Raw genomic sequence first — 16,448 nt, 5'->3', positions numbered from 1 at the left:
CACGGGCAGTTGGTCCTGGACCCGCGCGGCCGGGTCCGGCCCGAACACCGAAGGCCTCGGTGTCCTCGCGCCTCATGGCCGCACGAGATTCCGCAGGTCGGCGAAGCGTCGCTCGCCGATGCCGTTCACCTCGCGCAGTTCGTCCACCGATCGGAAACCGCCGTGCTGCGCCCGGTAGTCGATGATGTGCTGCGCCAGCACGGGGCCGACGCCCGGCAGCGTGTCGAACTGGTCCACGGTGGCCGTGTTGAGGGAAATGGGCGCCGGGGGCCCGGCTCCCGTGCCTGCACCGGTGGAACCCGCCGCCCCCGTTCCCGGCCCGGCGGCCCCGGTCTGCGGGGCGGGGACGCCGACGACGACCTGTTCCCCGTCCACGAGAAAGCGCGCGCGGTTGAGACTGTCGGTGTCGGTGCCCGGTCGCACACCACCGGCCGCGCCCAGTGCGTCGACCACCCGTGAACCGGCCGGGAGTCGGTGGATGCCGGGCTTCCTCACCTTGCCGCTGACGTCCACCACGATCTCGGCCCCTGCCGTGCCGCCGACGCCCGGCGGACCTGCGGAAGGGGCGGGCACAGCAGCCGAGTTCAGCTCTCCCGCCTCGTAGGGCGCGGCGGCTCGCACCACCTCCGGCGCCCGCACCGGCTGCGCCCGGCCGACCCAGAAGTGCTGCACGGCGAAGGCAGCGGCGACGACGAGCAGCACCGAGAGCGCGAGCACACTCCTGCGTTCCAGCCCGCAGCGCGCCAGCAGCCACACCGGCATCCGCTCCCGCAGAGCAAGCCCCGCCCGCCCCTGCCAGGGCCCGCCGACACGAGGAGCATGCCCCTTACCCGTCCCATCGCCATCTCCGCCGATGTCACCGCCGATGTCGATGCCGCCGTGGCTGTCGCTGCCGGCATCGGCATCGGCATCGGCGTGCCGCACGCCCTCGCCCTCGGCCCCACGCACCTGCGGCGCACCCGGCCTCTTCGGAACACCGGGGGCAACCGGCACCCCCGCCGCCACCGCCCCACCCGCCGACGCCAGCGCACCCGAGGCAACCGCGGCACCCGGCGCGCCCGACCCACCGACCAGGACAGCACCGCCATCATCCCCGTCATCCCCGCCGCCCTCACCCGGCGGCCCCATCCCCGTCTCTCCTTGTTCCCGCGGCCGTTCGGCGAAGAGCACCTTCGCCCGGCGGCGGATCTCCTCCGATGAGGCGTGCCCGGGTCCGGTCCGACCGGCGCCGGGTGGACGGAGACGGTGGAAGCGGCCGTCGGAGCCGGAGCTCCGGCCGGGGCCGCTGGTCGCGTTCGGGCTGCGTGGACGTGATCGAAGTGCCATGCGACGAGGATCGGACACTTCGCCGCACCGCGATGATCTTGCTCAATTTCGGTGGATGAACGCCCAGTTGTGGATAACTCCACCACTCACACGAGTGAGCCGAGCCGTCAGCGCGGTGAGACCACGACCCCCAGCAGCCCCGGCCCGGTATGCGCCCCGATCACCGCGCCGACCTCGCTCACATGCAGGTCGGCGAGTCCGGGCACGCGTGACCGCAGACGGTCGGCGAGCGCGGACGCCCGGTCGGGAGCGGCGAGATGGTGCACGGCGATGTCGACCGACCCGCTGCCCGCCCGCTCCGCCCCGAGTTCCTCCAGGCGGGCGATCGCCTTCGACGCCGTCCGCACCTTCTCCAGGAGGTCGATGCGCCCCCCGCTCAGCTGGAGCAGCGGCTTCACCGCCAGCGCGGAGCCCAACAGGGCCTGGGCGGCGCCGATCCGGCCGCCGCGGCGCAGGTACTCCAGGGTGTCGACGTAGAAATAGGCGGAGGTGCCGGCGGCCCGTTTCTCCGCCGCGGTGACCGCCTCGTCGACCGTGCCGCCCGCTTCGGCGACCTCGGCCGCCGCGAGCGCGCAGAAGCCGAGCGCCATCGCGACCATGCCGGTGTCCACCACCCGTACCGGTACCGGCGCCTCACGCGCCGCGACCACCGCGGCGTCGTAGGTGCCGGACAGTTCGGCGGAGAGGTGCAGTGAGACGATGCCGGTGGCCCCGGACTCGGCGATCCCGCGATACGTCTCGGCGAAGAGCTGGGGGCTGGGACGAGAGGTGGTGACGGATCGTCGCTTCTGCAAGGCCTGGGCGAGGGAACGGGTGGAGATCTCGTTGCCCTCTTCAAGAGCCTGGTCGCCGAGGACGACGGTCAGGGGCACCGAGGTGATGCCGTGACGCTCCATCGTCCGCTGCGGCAAGTAGGCCGTTGAATCCGTGACGATCGCGACATGGCGGGACATGACCTGGAGGTTACCTGGCGTAGCCCCCGTGCGGCAGCCCGGCCCCTCGCAGCTGGACCGCCCTTGACCGAATCCGGTACCACGCCTGACGGCACCTGATCCAGGCCCCCGTCACCTGACGAACCGGGGCCGCGGAGGGCAGGAGTCCGACCCCGGCCTCAGGTGGTGCTCTCGGGGCGCGGTTTCTTCTGCCACGGGTAGGCGGGGCGCGGTCCCGGTGGGGTGATGGCGGGCCTGGTCGGCTCCTGCGGCGTGCGCGCGCCGGGTGTCTGCGGCCAGGTCTGTCCTTCCGCCGCGCTGTCGGCGGCCGGCGCCTCGGGCCACGGGGGCGGCGTCTGCGCGGAGGAGGAGTCCGACGTGGTCCAGTGGCGAAGAGCACCGGCCTCGACGTCGATCTGGGCGCTGAGGGAGTCGAGGTCGTCGTCCGCGAAGCGGCGGGCCCGGTCGCGGGCCGCCCAGCGCAGTGAGTCCGCCGACGCCACGACGCGCTCGGTGCGCTCGCGCAGTGAGGGCAGCCGCGCGGCGAGCGTCGTCCGGTCCGGTTCCGATTCCAGGCGCTTGAGTTCGTTGTCCAGCTCGTATCCGTGCGCGCTGAGCCTGTGGAACAGGGCGAGGGACTCCTTGAGGGACTCGTCCTCGGTGACGCCCGCGTGCAGCGCGTCCTGGGTGGCCCGCATCGAGGTGCGCAGCTTGAGCCTCAGCTGGGCGATCTCGCCGGCCGGTCCGAACTGGGTGAAGGACTTGGCCCGCAGAGTGTGGTCCTCGACCGTGCGCCGGGCCTGGTCGATGGTGCGGTCGACGCCCCGCTTGGCGGCTCCGATCACCTTCACCGTGGCGTAGGCGCCGAGCACCACAAAGAGCACGAAGAGCAGGGCGACTACTGCGATCACTGCTTCCACGAGCTCCTCCTCCGGCCTGCAACGACACATCCGGCGCCGCACAGGGCACGCCGCACTTCAAACGGTAAACGAGACGGGCAGGCTCGGAGTTCCAGACGAACCCCGAACCTGCCCGTAGGGGACTACCCGGAGCCTGCACCCACCGGCCCGCGACACCCGGACCCGGCGTGTCCACAACCCGGTCGCCCACAACCCGGTCACCCACGGAGCCCGGTCATGGCCGTCCGTGCAGCCCGCTCATGCGTACCGCCCCGTCCCGTTCGAGCCCGCGCCCGCGCTCAGGCTCACGCCGGAACGATGTTCACCAGCTTCGGCGCCCGCACGATGACCTTGCGGACACCGGCCCCGCCCAGCGCCTTCACGACACCCTCGTCGGCCAGTGCCACCTTCTCCAGCTCCTCGTCGGAGATCGCCGGGGACACTTCCAGGCGCGCCTTGACCTTGCCCTTGATCTGCACGACGCAGGTCACGCTCTCGTCCACGACGTACGCGGGGTCGGCGACCGGCAGGTCCCGGTGGACGACCGAGTCGGTGTGGCCCAGCCGGCGCCACAGCTCCTCGGCGATGTGCGGGGCCAGCGGGGCGACCAGCAGCACCAGGGCCTCGGCGACGGATCGCGGCACCGCGCCGCCCGCCTTGGTCAGGTGGTTGTTCAGCTCGGTGATCTTGGCGATGGCGGTGTTGAAGCGCAGACCCTCCAGGTCCTGGCGCACTCCGTCGATCGCCTTGTGCAGGGCCCGCAGGGTGTCCACGTCGATGTCGGCGTCCTCGACCTCGACGACGCTCAGTTCGCCGGTGCTCTCGTCGACGACGTTGCGCCACAGCCGCTGCAGCAGACGGTACTGACCCACCACCGCGCGCGTGTCCCACGGCCGCGACACGTCCAGCGGGCCCATCGCCATCTCGTACAGGCGCAGGGTGTCGGCGCCGTACTCGACGCAGATCTCGTCCGGAGTGACCGCGTTCTTCAGGGACTTGCCCATCTTGCCCAGCAGGCGGCTGACCTTCTCGCCCTGGTAGAAGTACGCGCCGTCGCGCTCCTCCACCTCGGCGGCCGGCACCGGGAAGCCGCGGCTGTCGCGGTAGACGTAGGCCTGGATCATGCCCTGGTTGAACAGCTTGTGGAACGGCTCCGCGGAGGAGACGTGTCCCAGGTCGAACAGGACCTTGGACCAGAAGCGCGCGTACAGCAGGTGCAGCACGGCGTGCTCGGCGCCACCGACGTACAGGTCGACACCGCCGTGCGGCTGACCCTCGCGGGGACCCATCCAGTACTGCTCGATCTCCGGGTCGACCAGCTTCTCGCTGTTGTGCGGGTCCAGGTAGCGCAGCTCGTACCAGCAGGAACCGGCCCAGTTGGGCATGGTGTTGGTCTCGCGGCGGTACCTGCGCGGACCGTTGCCGTCGCCCAGGTCCAGGGTGACGTTCACCCAGTCCTCGTTGCGCGACAGCGGTGTCTCAGGGGAGGTGTCCGCGTCGTCCGGGTCGAAGGTGCGGGGCGAGTAGTCCTCGACCTCCGGCAGCTCCAGGGGCAGCATCGACTCGGGCAGCGAGTGGGCGACGCCGTCCTCGTCGTAGACGATCGGGAAGGGCTCGCCCCAGTAGCGCTGACGGCTGAACAGCCAGTCGCGCAGGCGGAAGTTGACGGTGCCCTCACCGATGCCCTTACGGGCCAGCCACTCGGTGATGCGGGCCTTGGCGTCGACGACACTCAGGCCGTCCAGCGAGATCTCCTCGTTGGACGAGGCGATGATCTTCGCGTCGTACGACCCGAAGGCGTTCTCCCACGTCGACGTGTCGGTGCCCCGGCCGTCGGTCGGCTCGACGATGCAGTGGATCGGCAGCTCGAAGGCGCGCGCGAACTCGAAGTCGCGCTGGTCGCCCGCGGGGACGGCCATGATCGCGCCGGTGCCGTAGCCCATCAGCACGTAGTCGGCGATGAAGACGGGGACCTGCTCGCCGTTGACCGGGTTGGTCGCGTACACGCCGGTGAAGACGCCGGTCTTGTCCTTGGCCTCGGCCTGGCGCTCGACGTCGGACTTCGACGCGGCCTGCGCCCGGTACGCGGCGACGGCCTCGGCCGGGGTCGCGTGGCCGCCGGTCCAGACGTCGTGCGTGCCCTCGGGCCAGGCGTCCGGGGTGAACTTGTCGACCAGCGGGTGCTCGGGCGCCAGGACCATGTAGGTCGCGCCGAACAGGGTGTCCGGGCGCGTGGTGAAGACCGTGATGCGCTCGCCGTCCACGGGGAAGTCGACTCGGGCGCCCTCGGAGCGGCCGATCCAGTTGCGCTGCTGGAGCTTGATCGCCTCGGGCCAGTCCAGGGCGTCCAGGTCGTCCAGCAGACGGTCCGCGTAGGCGGTGATGCGCATGTTCCACTGGCGCAGCTTGGCCTTGAAGACGGGGAAGTTGCCGCGCTCGGAACGGCCGTCTGCGGTGACCTCCTCGTTGGCCAGCACGGTGCCCAGACCGGGGCACCAGTTGACCGGGGCGTCGGAGGCGTAGGCCAGGCGGTACTCGCTCAGGACGTCGGCGCGCTCGGTGGCGGTCAGTTCGTTCCACGCGCGCGTGTGGCCGGGTACGCCGCGCTCACCGGACTCGAACTGGGCGACCAGTTCGGAGATCGGGCGGGCCTTGTCCGCCTCGCCGTCGTACCAGGAGTTGAAGATCTGCAGGAAGATCCACTGGGTCCACTTGTAGTAGTCCGGGTCGATCGTGGCGAACGACCGGCGCCTGTCGTGGCCCAGACCCAGCCGGCGCAGCTGGGACTTCATGTTGTTGATCGCCGCTTCGGTGGTGATCCGAGGGTGCTCGCCCGTCTGCACGGCGTGCTGCTCGGCGGGCAGGCCGAAGGCGTCGAAGCCCAGGGTGTGCAGGACGTTGTGGCCGGTCATGCGCTGGAAGCGTGCGAAGACGTCGGTCGCGATGTAGCCGAGGGGGTGGCCGACGTGCAGGCCCGCACCGGAGGGGTACGGGAACATGTCCATGATGAACTTCTTGGGCCGGGCCACCAGGTCGGGGTCACCGGCCAGGTCGCCCTTCGGGTTCGGCGCGGCGTACGTACCCTCGGCGTCCCAGAAGTCCTGCCAGCGTGCCTCGATCTCGGCGGCCATGGCAGCCGTGTAGCGGTGCGGCGCGGCCTCCGCCGGTGCAGCGGCGGCAGCGGGGTTCGTCTCGCTCATGGTCCTCAAAGCTCCATCGATCGTCTCTGCCAGCGGGTTGTCGTCCAGGAAACGAAAAATCCCCTCGCACAGGAGGGGACGCCGCGCCGATTCCGAACCGTCCGTTCACCGGCGGTCGGGACTGATCAGCGCGGCTCGCTAAGCAGAAGGCGTACAGCACGCATGGCGTTAGGGTACCGCAGGCCTTGAGCAAGCCGCGACGCTCGTACGTATGCATGGTCGCGACAACGTTGCTGCGACCAGAATGGCGAGGCCGGAACTGAATCAAGGTCAAGGGTTACTTCGCGTAACAGTAGCTAAGGGACATCACAACAGCCACATTGTCGTTTGATAACAGCGCAATAACTCAAACCTCGTACCCATCGGTATGGAGCCACTTAGAGTTCGGCAGCGGGACCGCTTTCCCGAAACTGCTCGGAGTTGCCCCCATGAACCCTCGTCCTAGTAGCAGCTCGCTTCCCAAGCCCGGCCGGTCGGCCTATGGGGTGGCGACGGCTGTCGTCCTGGTCCTCATACCCGTGGCCGTGCTGGTCGGCGGCGACCAGTTCCAGGCATTCCTCAACTTCGGTGCGGGCGTGCTGTCACTGGTATGCCTCACCTGCTCGGTCATCTGGGGCCTCGTCGCCCAGGACCGGCTCATCCTGAACACGCGTCAGCGGATCATCGCGCAGGGCATCCACCGCGTGACCGCCGTGGGCTCCATCGCCTTCCTCGTCGTACACATCTCCATCAAGCTGGCACTGCAGCACACCGTCCTGATCGCCGCGCTGATCCCGTTCAGCCTCGGCATCAAGGGCAGCGCCGGACTCATCGGCCTCGGCTCCCTGGCCGCCCTGCTCATGATCTTCGTCGGCATCACCGGCGCACTGCGCAACCGGTTCTCGGCGCCCGCCGAGGTGGCCGCCCGCTGGCGCGCGATGCACATGCTGGCCTACCCGGCACTGTGCGCGGCCCTGATCCACGGCCTGTTCGCGGGGCGCGCGGCCAAGCCGTTCTTCATGGTCTCGTACGAGCTGTGCCTGGCCGGCGTCATGGCCGCCCTCGCCCTGCGTTCCGCCCCGCGCCCGTTCAAGCGCAAGGTCGCCGACCGGATCGCCGCGATCCTCGGCACCCAGGAACGCTCGGCGATGGACGGCCTGGACGCGTCACGCGCGCGCCGGTCGGAGACCGGATCGTCCGCACTGCCGGGCTACGAGGGCCGCTCCGGCCGCTCGCCGCTGACCGACACCATGAGCTCCACCCGGATGTCCCCGCCGTCGTCGCCGCTGTACGACACGCCCGCACCCGCCGCCCCGGAGCCCGCGAACGGCTTCGCGGCCGCCTATCGCGCCGTCAACACACCGCAACGGGGCCAGCAGCAGCCCTACGCGGCCGACCAGACGGCGCGGATGAACCTGCCCTTCGACATCCAGGCCACCGAGGCCATCCCCCGGGTCGACAACGGTGGCAGCACCTCGGGCAGCTGGCCGGTCCCGTCCCCGCCGCCGGTCGGCGAGGCGCCCCCGTCGGCCTACGACCCGCTCCAGGACACGGGATTCAACATCCCGGTCTACAACAATTCGGGCACCGCCGGGTACGGCGGACGTGACGTGTACGACACCGGTGAGACGAATCCCCCTTTCGGGACGTACAACCAGAACGACACGTACAACAGCGGTCCCGCCAATGAACCATCACCTGGCTCGTCGTTCGACGCACCGGGTTCGGGCGAACCTTGGAACACGCCTTCCGGAGGCTATAGGTGAACGAGGCCCTGCCCGACGTCCCAGAAGTCCGCGTGGTCGGGCTTCCACAACTCACGTCGGGCTTCGACCTTGTCGAAAGACTTGATCTGCCCATGCACCTGAAGGTGCACGGGCCGCTCGAACCCCTGGGCGGAGAGGCACTCGCGAAGCTCTCCGAGAACATCAACCTGAAGGGCCGCGGCGGCGCCGGCTTCCCCTTCCACAAGAAGCTGCGCTCGGTCGCCGAGGCGGCGATCAAGCGCGGCGTACGGCCGGTCGTCGTCGTCAACGGCAGCGAGGACGAACCGGCCTGCCGCAAGGACACGGTGCTCATCAACCGTGCCCCGCACCTCATCCTGGACGGCGCGCTGCTGGTCGCGGAGGCGCTGGGTGCCCGCACGCTCGTGGTGGGGGTCACCCGCGAATCCACCCAGCGCTCCATGGAGGCCGCGCTCGCCGAGCGCGGCCTCAGCAACGGCCGTAGATCGGCGCTGAAGGCATTCGTCCAGCGCAACCCGATCCGCATGGTCACCGGCGCCGCCGCGTCACTGATCCGCTCCATCGACGGCGGCCCGCCGATCCCGCCCGGCCGCAAGGTCAGCGCCTCGCAGAACGGCGTCGGGGGCGCGCCGACCCTGCTCTCCAACGCCGAGACGTTCGCCCAGCTGGCCATCGCCGCCCGCATCGGCCCGGAGCGCTACGGCAACACCGGCCTGTACGACGAGCCGGGCACCGTCATGCTGACGGTCTCCGGCGCGGTCGCCCGCCCGATGGTGATCGAGGTGCCCACGGGCGTGCCGCTGCGCTACGTCCTTCAGCTCGCCGGCGCCCCGCCGGTGCCCCAGGGCGTGCTGACCGGCGGCTACCACGGCAAGTGGATCGACGCCGCGACGGTCAACGAGGCGATCGTCTCCCGCAACTCGCTCGACGCGGTGGGCGGGGCGCTCGGCGCCGGCGCGATCCTGCCGATCAGCCAGGACACCTGCCCGCTGGGCGAGTCGCTGCGCGTGGCCCAGTGGCTGGCCGACGAGAGCGCGGGACAGTGCGGTCCCTGCTACCTCGGCCTGCCGGCCGCCGCGCGCGGCATGGAGGACATCATCAACGGCGGCGGCCCGGCCGCCCTGGAGGCGCTCAAGCAGGTCGCCAAGAACGTCAAGCGGCGCGGTGCGTGCTCGCACCCGGACGGCTCCGCGATGTTCCTGGAGTCGACCATCAAGGCGTTCACCGACGACCTGGCCGCGCATGTCCTCGGCAACGGGTGCGGACGCCCCGTGGAGGGCGTTCTGCCGCTCTTCGAGGCCGGCATGGCCCCGGCGGCCATCACGAGCGGCAACCCGCCCGAGGACAGCGGCTCGAGCCGTCAGAAGATCTTCGTCGACTGGACGCTGTGCCGCGGACACGGCCTGTGCGCCGACATCCTCCCGGAGGTCTTCCAGCTCGGCGCCGACGGCTTCCCGACGGTGGCGCAGGCGAAGGTGCCACAGAACGCGGAGGCGAAGGCGCTGCGCGCGGTACGCCGCTGCCCGGCCCTCGCCCTGCGCGTCGAGGAGGACACGCGCGCGCAGGCGCCCGCCCGCAACCTCCCGGTCCTCTCCCAGGGCCGCGGCCGCCGCGCCCTCGGCCGCTGAGGGCCGGCCGACGACGGACGACAAACGACAAGGGGCCGCCTCGAAAGAGGCGGCCCCGAAGCGTCGGTCCTGACGGAATGTCCCAAGAGGGAATGTCCGAAGAGGGAATGCCGGAACGCCCGAACGCCGTCCGCACGCAAAAAGATCCCGCCGGATCGCTTCCGATCCGGCGGGATCTGCTGTGGAGCTAAGGAGAATTGAACTCCTGACCTCCTGCATGCCATGCAGGCGCTCTACCAACTGAGCTATAGCCCCTCGTGGCCGAGCGGCGAACCGCTCACTGACCGTGTCGCCCGGTTTCCCCGGCGGCGACGCCAACATTACCGGCCCGGGGCGTGGACCACCAAATCGTTTCCGCCCTGTCCGGTTTCAACCGGTATGCGGGTCAAGCGGTGACGAACGAGTAGAACCGCTTGAGCGTGCAGTGCTCCTCGAGGAGCCGCCCGTAGATCGGCTCGCCCTCCAGCTCACGGTACGTCTCGATCGGGTCGCCTTTTATGATCAGCGCCCGCGCGCATTCCTCGCACCAGTACTGGTAGTCGGGATTGACCGGCTCCATGTCACGGACGATCGGGGTGCCGCTGCCGCACCAGTCGCACTTCCGCCTGTGTGCACCCATCGATCAGCTCCAGCTGTGGCCGCAGGCCGTGCACACGTAGGAAATCCCGCCGTTGTCACCAAGAACCTGGGCCACATGACCGGAACCGCAGGAGGGGCAGCTGAGCCGGGTGGCCTTCTCCGGTGTCACCGCCGCTTCGGAGAGGTCACCGACCTCTCCGAGGATGCTCGCAGGCATCGCTACTCCCTCCCGTCGGGCCGCGCTCCCTTCCGGCCGTTTGATTCTGCCACGGCCGGGCCAATACGGTCAGCGACGCCTCAGTACCAGTCCGGACACGGCACCCAGGGCAGCTGTCGTAGCGAGCGCGAACATGCATGTGAGAAGCGCTTCCGAAGAGGTATACGCCTCTGGGGCCCCAAGTGACTCAAGCCGCTCGAAGAACAGTGTGCCGAAGGCCGCGACACCGATCAGCTGCCCGAGCTGGGTGACCGTGGCGAGCAGTCCACTGGCGTCCGCCGCGTCCTCGGCCCGCACCGCCGCCAGCGCCCCGGTGAGCGTCGGACTGAAGGCGAGGGCGAGCCCGACACCCACGCCGGCGTACGCCGCGTACAGCCAGGCACCGCCGTGGTCTCCGCCCCGGAAGGCCAGCCCCACTCCCAGCACGGACAGCGCGGTGAGCGTGAACCCGGCCGGGGCCAGGGACCGTTGCCAGGACGCGGGCCACCTGCGCCAGGTCAGTCCGACCAGCCCGAAGACCACGGCGGTCGGTGCGAAGGTGAGGCCGGCGCGCAGCGCGCTGTAGCCGAGGCCGCCCTGGACGTGCAGGGTCAGCACGAACAGGAAGCCCCCGTTGACCGCCATGACGGCCAGCACACGCAGGACGGCGAGACCCGTCCCGGGGTGACGCAGCACACGGGGTGCGATCAGTGGGGCGCCACCCCGACGCGCGAGCCGGGCCTCGTAGCCACGGAACAGCACCAGCGTGAGCGCGCCGACGGCCAGCGACACCCAGGACCACAGCGGCCAGTCCTCCTCCTGTCCGAGCACGAGCGGCACCGTGATCAGTGACACGGCGGCGCCCAGAAGCACGAGGCCGGGCCAGTCCATTGCCCGCGCCCCTTCCCGCGCTCCCGCGCCCGTCCCCGCGCGTCCCGCTCCCCCACCACGGGGCAGGACGCGCCTGCCGGCGACCAGGAGGACCAGGCCCACCGGCACGTTCACGAGGAACACCGGCCGCCAGCCGGTGCCCAGCAGATCGGCGGTGACCAGGACGCCGCCCACCACCTGCCCGGCCGCCGCACCGACGGCGAGGACCGCCGCGTAGACGCCCAGCGCCCGCACCCGGGCCTCGCCGGTGAACGTGCGCTGGATCAGGCTGAGCACCTGCGGGATCATCACCGCCGACCCGGCCCCCTGCACCAGCCGGAACACGATCAGTTCGGTACTGCCCTGAGCCAGCCCGCACGCCAGCGAGGCGGTCGTGAAGAGAGCGAGCCCGACGAGATGGACGCGGCCGTGCCCGAACCGGTCGCCGAGGCGCGCGCCGGTGATCAGCAGCACCGAGTACGTGATGGCGTATCCGGCGACGACCAGTTGGAGGTCCGCGCCTGAGGCGTTCAGGTCGGAACCGATCGTGGGCGCCGCGACGTTCACGATGAAGACGTCGAGCAGTGCCATGAACTGGGCTGCGAGCACGACCGCCAGCAGCAGCCGAGGCCGATTGTCAGTGCCAGGGTCTTTACTGGCAGCAGGACTTGAAGCGGGGGGAACGGGCGCGGGAACCGGGCTCGTCCGGGGTGTCGTCGTCATGCCGCCGAGCGTGCCGAGGATCCGGTACGGGTGCCGAGAGCCCGCTGATGCTGGTACTGACGGCACCTGGCAGGGGACGGACGGGGGAGGGACCATGGAGGACGTGACGACGGGGGACGTGACGACGGTGACGCGAACAGGCACGGAGACAGCGCCGGGACCGGCGCCGAGGCCCGCGCCGGGGTCGTCGCATCGACGCCGGCCCGAGCTGGCCGCGTTCCTGCGCAGCAGGCGGGCCCGGGTGACACCGGGTGACGTCGGGATGCCACCGGGGCTGCGGCGCCGCACTCCGGGACTGCGCCGCGAGGAGGTCGCGCAGCTCTCGGGCGTGGGCGTGACCTGGTACACCTGGCTGGAGCAGGGCCGGCCGATCAACGCCTCGGCGCAGGTCCTGGACGCCGTGGCGCGCACCCTGCGGCTCGATCCGCCGGAGCGGGAGCATCTGTACCACCTGGCTGAGGTGCCCTACGCGTACGTGCCGGAAGCCCTGGTGCAGAGCGTGGGTCCGGAGATCCAGGGCATCATCGACGCCCTGGCGCCCCGACCGGCGGTGGTCTACAACTCGCGCTACGACATCCTGGCCACCAACCCCGTCTACCACGACCTCTTCATCACGCCGGTGGACGGCTGTGCGCCGGGGCCGAACAATGCGCTGTGGCGGCTGTTCACGGTCCGGGAGCAGGACTGCCCGCTGCTGTTCCGGGACAAGGAGCTGCCGGTGATGGTGGCGACCCTGCGGGCGTCGTACGGGCTGCACGCCGGTGAGCCCGGCTGGGAGGACTTCATACGCCGGCTGTCGCAGGCGAGCCCGCTGTTCACGCGGCTGTGGGAGTCCGGTGACGTGGCGGAGCCGGGCCGCCGCGTGAAGGTCTTCCGGCACGAGGCGGTGGGCGAGCTGCGGATGACGTCGATGTCCCTGTCGATCAACGGGATGCCGGAGTGCCGGATCGTCGTGTACACGCCCAACGACGAGGAGACGGAGCGCCGCGCGGCCATGCTGCGGAGCGGAGCAACGAAAAATCCCGCCCCCTGAGGGGACGGGATCTTCGCGAACAGACCTCAACCGGCCGCTACCGATCTTTGACAACTCCACAGAGTTTCGACCGACAGACCAGGTGATCCGTGGAGCTAAGGAGAATTGAACTCCTGACCTCCTGCATGCCATGCAGGCGCTCTACCAACTGAGCTATAGCCCCTTGCGTTCTTCCCGCTCGGCGGGCGAACAAGAAGAACTTTAGCCTGCGACCTGCCGGAAAGTGAAATCCGGGTCCCGGCGGCCGCACGGCGCTCAGTCGTCGTCGCCGAGCACCGGCTCGGGCAGGGTGCCGGCGTTGTGCTCGAGCAGGCGCCAGCCCCGAGCACCCTCGCCGAGTACGGACCAACAGCAGTTGGAGAGACCGCCGAGGGCCTCCCAGTGGTGGGCGTCCAGGCCGAGGAGACGGCCGATGGTGGTACGGATGGTGCCGCCGTGGCTGACCACGACGAGCGTGCCGTCCTCGGGCAGCTTCTCGGCGTGCCGCAGCACCACGGGAGCGGCACGGTCGGCGACCTCCGACTCCAGTTCGCCGCCGCCTCGACGGACCGGCTCACCGCGCTTCCACGCGGCGTACTCGTCGCCGTGGCCGGCGATGATCTCGTCGTGCGTCAGCCCCTGCCAGAGGCCCGCGTACGTCTCGCGCAGGGCCTCGTCGTGGGTCACCTGAAGGCCGGTGAGGGCGACGAGCTCGGCGGCCGTGTTCGCGGCCCGCGACAGGTCCGAGGAGACGATCGCGTCGGGCCGGAGGGAGGCGAGCAGCCGGGCGGCGCGGCGGGCCTGGGCCACGCCGGTCTCCGTCAGCTCCACGTCCGTCGTGCCCTGGAAGCGGCGCTCCACGTTCCAGGCGGTCTGGCCGTGCCGCCACAGGATGACCCGGCGGCCGCGGCCCGGCTTGCGGTCGGCGGCGGCCTCCGCGGCGGCACTCACCGCAGCTCCCCGAACCCGGCCGCGTCGTCCTCCCCGGTCTCGGCCTGCAGCTTGGCGTGCTCCTGGGCCTTGCCCCGGGTCGCCTTGGCGTCGGCGGGCAGATCCAGCTCGGGGCAGTCCTTCCAGAGCCGCTCGAGAGCGTAGAAGACGCGCTCCTCGCTCTGCTGGACGTGGACGACGATGTCGACGTAGTCGAGCAGGATCCAGCGGGCGTCGCGGTCGCCCTCACGGCGGACCGGCTTGGCGCCGAGCTCCTTGTTGAGGCGCTCTTCGATCTCGTCGACGATCGACTTGACCTGGCGGTCGTTGGGCGCGGAGGCCAGCAGGAAGGCGTCCGTGATCGACAGCACGTCGCTGACGTCGTACGCGATGATGTCGTGCGCGAGCTTGTCGGCAGCCGCCTGGGCGGCGGTCTGGATGAGCTCGATGGAGCGGTCGGTGGCGGTCACTACGTGGCTTTCCGTCGGCGGACACTTGTCCCCAAGGGTCTCACGGTCCGCCGACGGCACCCCACGTGATGGAGGGATCACCCGTGCGGGGGCCGCTTCGGTCCGGCCCCCGCGCGTGCTCTCAGTCGGCCGACCCGGCCGACGAGGGCCGGTAGTCCTCGCCCAGGACGACCGCGACGTCGGCGTTCGCGGAGACCGTGCCCTTCTTCACCGCGTCGGCGTCGAGTCCCAGGGTCTTGGCGACCTCGGTGGCGTTCTCCTTGCCGGCGGCGTCCGCGTAGAGCACCTGCGAGGTGGCCTTCGTGCTCGACGGGGTGCCGGCCTCCGAGAAGGTGAAACCGCCGTTCAGGAGCACCACGCGCGCGTCCTCGGTGTTGGACTTGGTGCCGCTGGCGTTCTGGACGGAGACACTGACGGCCGCGTCCTTGTCGGGGCTCTTCGCGGCGCCGCCGAGGACGTCCTTGACGACGCTCGCGCTGGCCTCCGCGTTGAGGGTGCCGTCGGTCTGCACGGGCAGCAGCGCCGTCTTGTAGTCGCCGCCCTTGGCGAGGTCCGCGAGCTTGGCCAGGAAGGTGCCGAGGTCCTTGTCGGTCAGCGAGGGGTCGAGGATCTGCGCCAGGGTCTGGACGGTGACGGTGGCGCCCTGAGCGTCGGACGACACCTTGCGCAGGACCCCCTGCATCACCTGGCCGAACCGCTCCAGCTGGGCGTTCTGGGCCTCGCCCGGGGCGCGGTAGGTGGCATAGGCGACGGCCGCCTTGCCGCTGAGGGTCTGCTTCTCGCCCTTGTTGACGAGGGGCGCCCCGCCCTTCTTGGCGGCCGGGTCGGGCACGGTGACGTCGGTGTCGACGTCGATGTTGCCGACGAGGTCGACGAGGTTCTGGAGGTAGGGCGTGTCCAGCCGCCAGGTGCCCTCGATGTCGGTGCCGAGGACGGTGTCCAGCGCGTCGCGCGTACCGGCCGAGCCGTCGTCGTCGACGGACTTGGCGAGGGTCGTCGTGGTGCCGTCCTCGTCCGTGACGACGAGGGAGTTGGGCAGCAGGACCGTGGCGGCCTGTTTGGTGGTGGTGTTGTCGACCAGCAGCACCGTGGAGGTGCCGCCGCCGGTGGTGTTGTGCAGGTGGACGACGACCACGTCACGCTTCTGCGCCGCGGTGGCGGTCGTGGTGCCGGTGCCGGAGTCCGAGGACGACGACAGGCCGGGCAGCTTCCCGGCGTACCAGAGGTAGCCCACTCCGCCGACCGCGACCAGCGCCAGGACCACGGCGAGGGCGACGAGTCGGCCGCGGGCGCGGCGTTTGGCCTCCTCGCGGCGCTCGGTGCGGTTCTCGGTGAAGTTCAGCCAGTCGATGACGTCCTCGGAGTCGCCGTCGGGCTCCTCCACGAACGCGAACTGCTCGGTCTCGTAGTCCCGTTGGGGCTGCCCGGGGGCTGCGGACGCGCCGCGTCCGTCGGCGTCGATGCCGGTTTCGGCCTCGGCCTTTGCCCCGGTCTCGACCGGACCGCCCTGCTGCGGGATGTAGGCGGTCTGCTCGGCGGCGCGGGGCTGTTCGGCCCGGGGCTGCTGTCCGCTGGTGGCGGTCTGCCCGTAGGGGTCGTACGGGGCCTGCGTCGCGGTGCCGTAGGGGTCGTAGCCGCCGGGAGCCTGCCGGCCGGTGTCGTACGGGTCGTACGCGGGCGTGGGCGGCTGCTGCCCGGTGTCGTACGGGTCGTAGGCAGGCGTCTGCTGCTGCCCGCCCGTGGCGTAGGGGTCGTAGCCGTACCCCTGCTGCCCCTGGGGCTGCTGCGTCTGCTGCCCCTGCTGCGGAACCTGCTGCCCGTACGGGTCGTAGGACTGCTGCGGCACCTGCCGCGCCGGGACCTGCCGGTAGACGGGCTGCCCGAACTCGTCGTAGCCGACGAGCTCGTACTGGTCGCCCCCGTACCCCGCGTCGTATCGGTCGTTCACCGGTACCCCTC

At 70.7% G+C, this 16,448-nt stretch carries 13 protein-coding genes and 2 tRNA genes; 3 read left to right on the top strand and 12 right to left on the bottom strand.

Annotated features, from left to right (window positions below; all coding sequences use genetic code 11):
- Positions 1–72: 72 nt before the first annotated feature.
- The 4 genes from QQM72_RS15570 to leuS form a co-directional block, all read right to left on the bottom strand.
- The gene (locus QQM72_RS15570) at positions 73–1,326 is read right to left on the bottom strand and encodes a ComEA family DNA-binding protein (protein ID WP_314221465.1); all 1,254 of its coding nucleotides are present in this window, start codon (positions 1,324–1,326) and stop codon (positions 73–75) included.
- Between the two features lie 107 nt (positions 1,327–1,433).
- On the bottom strand, positions 1,434–2,279 hold the full coding sequence (locus tag QQM72_RS15565) for a DegV family protein (RefSeq protein ID WP_314221464.1): 846 nt from the start codon (positions 2,277–2,279) through the stop codon (positions 1,434–1,436).
- A gap of 158 nt (positions 2,280–2,437) precedes the next feature.
- On the bottom strand, positions 2,438–3,178 hold the full coding sequence (locus QQM72_RS15560) for a hypothetical protein (RefSeq protein WP_314221463.1): 741 nt from the start codon (positions 3,176–3,178) through the stop codon (positions 2,438–2,440).
- Positions 3,179–3,462: 284 nt separating this feature from the next.
- Positions 3,463–6,357, bottom strand: coding sequence for a leucine--tRNA ligase (leuS, locus tag QQM72_RS15555; RefSeq protein WP_314221462.1), 2,895 nt, complete (start codon positions 6,355–6,357; stop codon positions 3,463–3,465).
- A gap of 428 nt (positions 6,358–6,785) precedes the next feature.
- Here leuS and QQM72_RS15550 point away from each other — a divergent pair, with 428 nt between their 5' ends.
- Both QQM72_RS15550 and QQM72_RS15545 read left to right on the top strand, forming a co-directional pair.
- Entirely contained in the window at positions 6,786–8,102 is a 1,317-nt protein-coding gene (locus QQM72_RS15550) for a ferric reductase-like transmembrane domain-containing protein (RefSeq protein WP_314221461.1), read from the top strand.
- Positions 8,099–9,709: an NADH-quinone oxidoreductase subunit NuoF family protein gene (locus QQM72_RS15545; protein ID WP_028806510.1), complete on the top strand. Its 1,611-nt coding sequence runs from the start codon at positions 8,099–8,101 to the stop codon at positions 9,707–9,709. The genes QQM72_RS15550 and QQM72_RS15545 overlap by 4 nt, the downstream gene beginning before the upstream one ends.
- Positions 9,710–9,891: 182 nt before the next feature.
- On the opposite strand, the gene QQM72_RS15540 is transcribed toward QQM72_RS15545, so the two are convergent.
- The 4 genes from QQM72_RS15540 to QQM72_RS15525 all read right to left on the bottom strand — a co-directional run bounded on the left by QQM72_RS15540 (position 9,892) and on the right by QQM72_RS15525 (position 11,963).
- Positions 9,892–9,964: transfer RNA gene (locus tag QQM72_RS15540), tRNA-Ala, on the bottom strand.
- A 130-nt stretch (positions 9,965–10,094) separates the two neighbouring features.
- Positions 10,095–10,328, bottom strand: a complete 234-nt coding sequence (locus QQM72_RS15535) for a hypothetical protein (RefSeq protein ID WP_003976229.1) — start codon at positions 10,326–10,328, stop codon at positions 10,095–10,097.
- Between the two features lie 3 nt (positions 10,329–10,331).
- Entirely contained in the window at positions 10,332–10,505 is a 174-nt protein-coding gene (locus tag QQM72_RS15530) for a hypothetical protein (RefSeq protein ID WP_314221460.1), read from the bottom strand.
- A 69-nt stretch (positions 10,506–10,574) separates the two neighbouring features.
- Positions 10,575–11,963, bottom strand: a complete 1,389-nt coding sequence (locus QQM72_RS15525) for an MFS transporter (RefSeq protein ID WP_314221459.1) — start codon at positions 11,961–11,963, stop codon at positions 10,575–10,577.
- A 208-nt stretch (positions 11,964–12,171) separates the two neighbouring features.
- Between QQM72_RS15525 and QQM72_RS15520 the strand changes: the two genes are divergently transcribed.
- Positions 12,172–13,110 (top strand): MmyB family transcriptional regulator, encoded by a 939-nt coding sequence (locus QQM72_RS15520; RefSeq protein WP_399077329.1) that lies wholly within the window; start codon positions 12,172–12,174, stop codon positions 13,108–13,110.
- Between the two features lie 90 nt (positions 13,111–13,200).
- Here QQM72_RS15520 and QQM72_RS15515 read toward each other — a convergent pair.
- The 4 genes from QQM72_RS15515 to QQM72_RS15500 form a co-directional block, all read right to left on the bottom strand.
- A tRNA-Ala gene (locus tag QQM72_RS15515) sits at positions 13,201–13,273 on the bottom strand.
- 92 nt (positions 13,274–13,365) lie between these two features.
- Positions 13,366–14,040 (bottom strand): histidine phosphatase family protein, encoded by a 675-nt coding sequence (locus tag QQM72_RS15510; protein WP_314221458.1) that lies wholly within the window; start codon positions 14,038–14,040, stop codon positions 13,366–13,368.
- The gene (rsfS, locus tag QQM72_RS15505) at positions 14,037–14,489 is read right to left on the bottom strand and encodes a ribosome silencing factor (RefSeq protein ID WP_314221457.1); all 453 of its coding nucleotides are present in this window, start codon (positions 14,487–14,489) and stop codon (positions 14,037–14,039) included. Before rsfS ends, QQM72_RS15510 begins: the two co-directional genes overlap by 4 nt.
- A gap of 121 nt (positions 14,490–14,610) precedes the next feature.
- Positions 14,611–16,437, bottom strand: a complete 1,827-nt coding sequence (locus QQM72_RS15500) for an LCP family protein (RefSeq protein WP_314221456.1) — start codon at positions 16,435–16,437, stop codon at positions 14,611–14,613.
- Between the last annotated feature and the right edge of the window lie 11 nt (positions 16,438–16,448).

The organism is Streptomyces zaehneri (assembly GCF_032248645.1).
Lineage (GTDB): Bacteria > Actinomycetota > Actinomycetes > Streptomycetales > Streptomycetaceae > Streptomyces > Streptomyces coriariae.
This window is presented reverse-complemented; position numbering and strand designations above follow the sequence as displayed.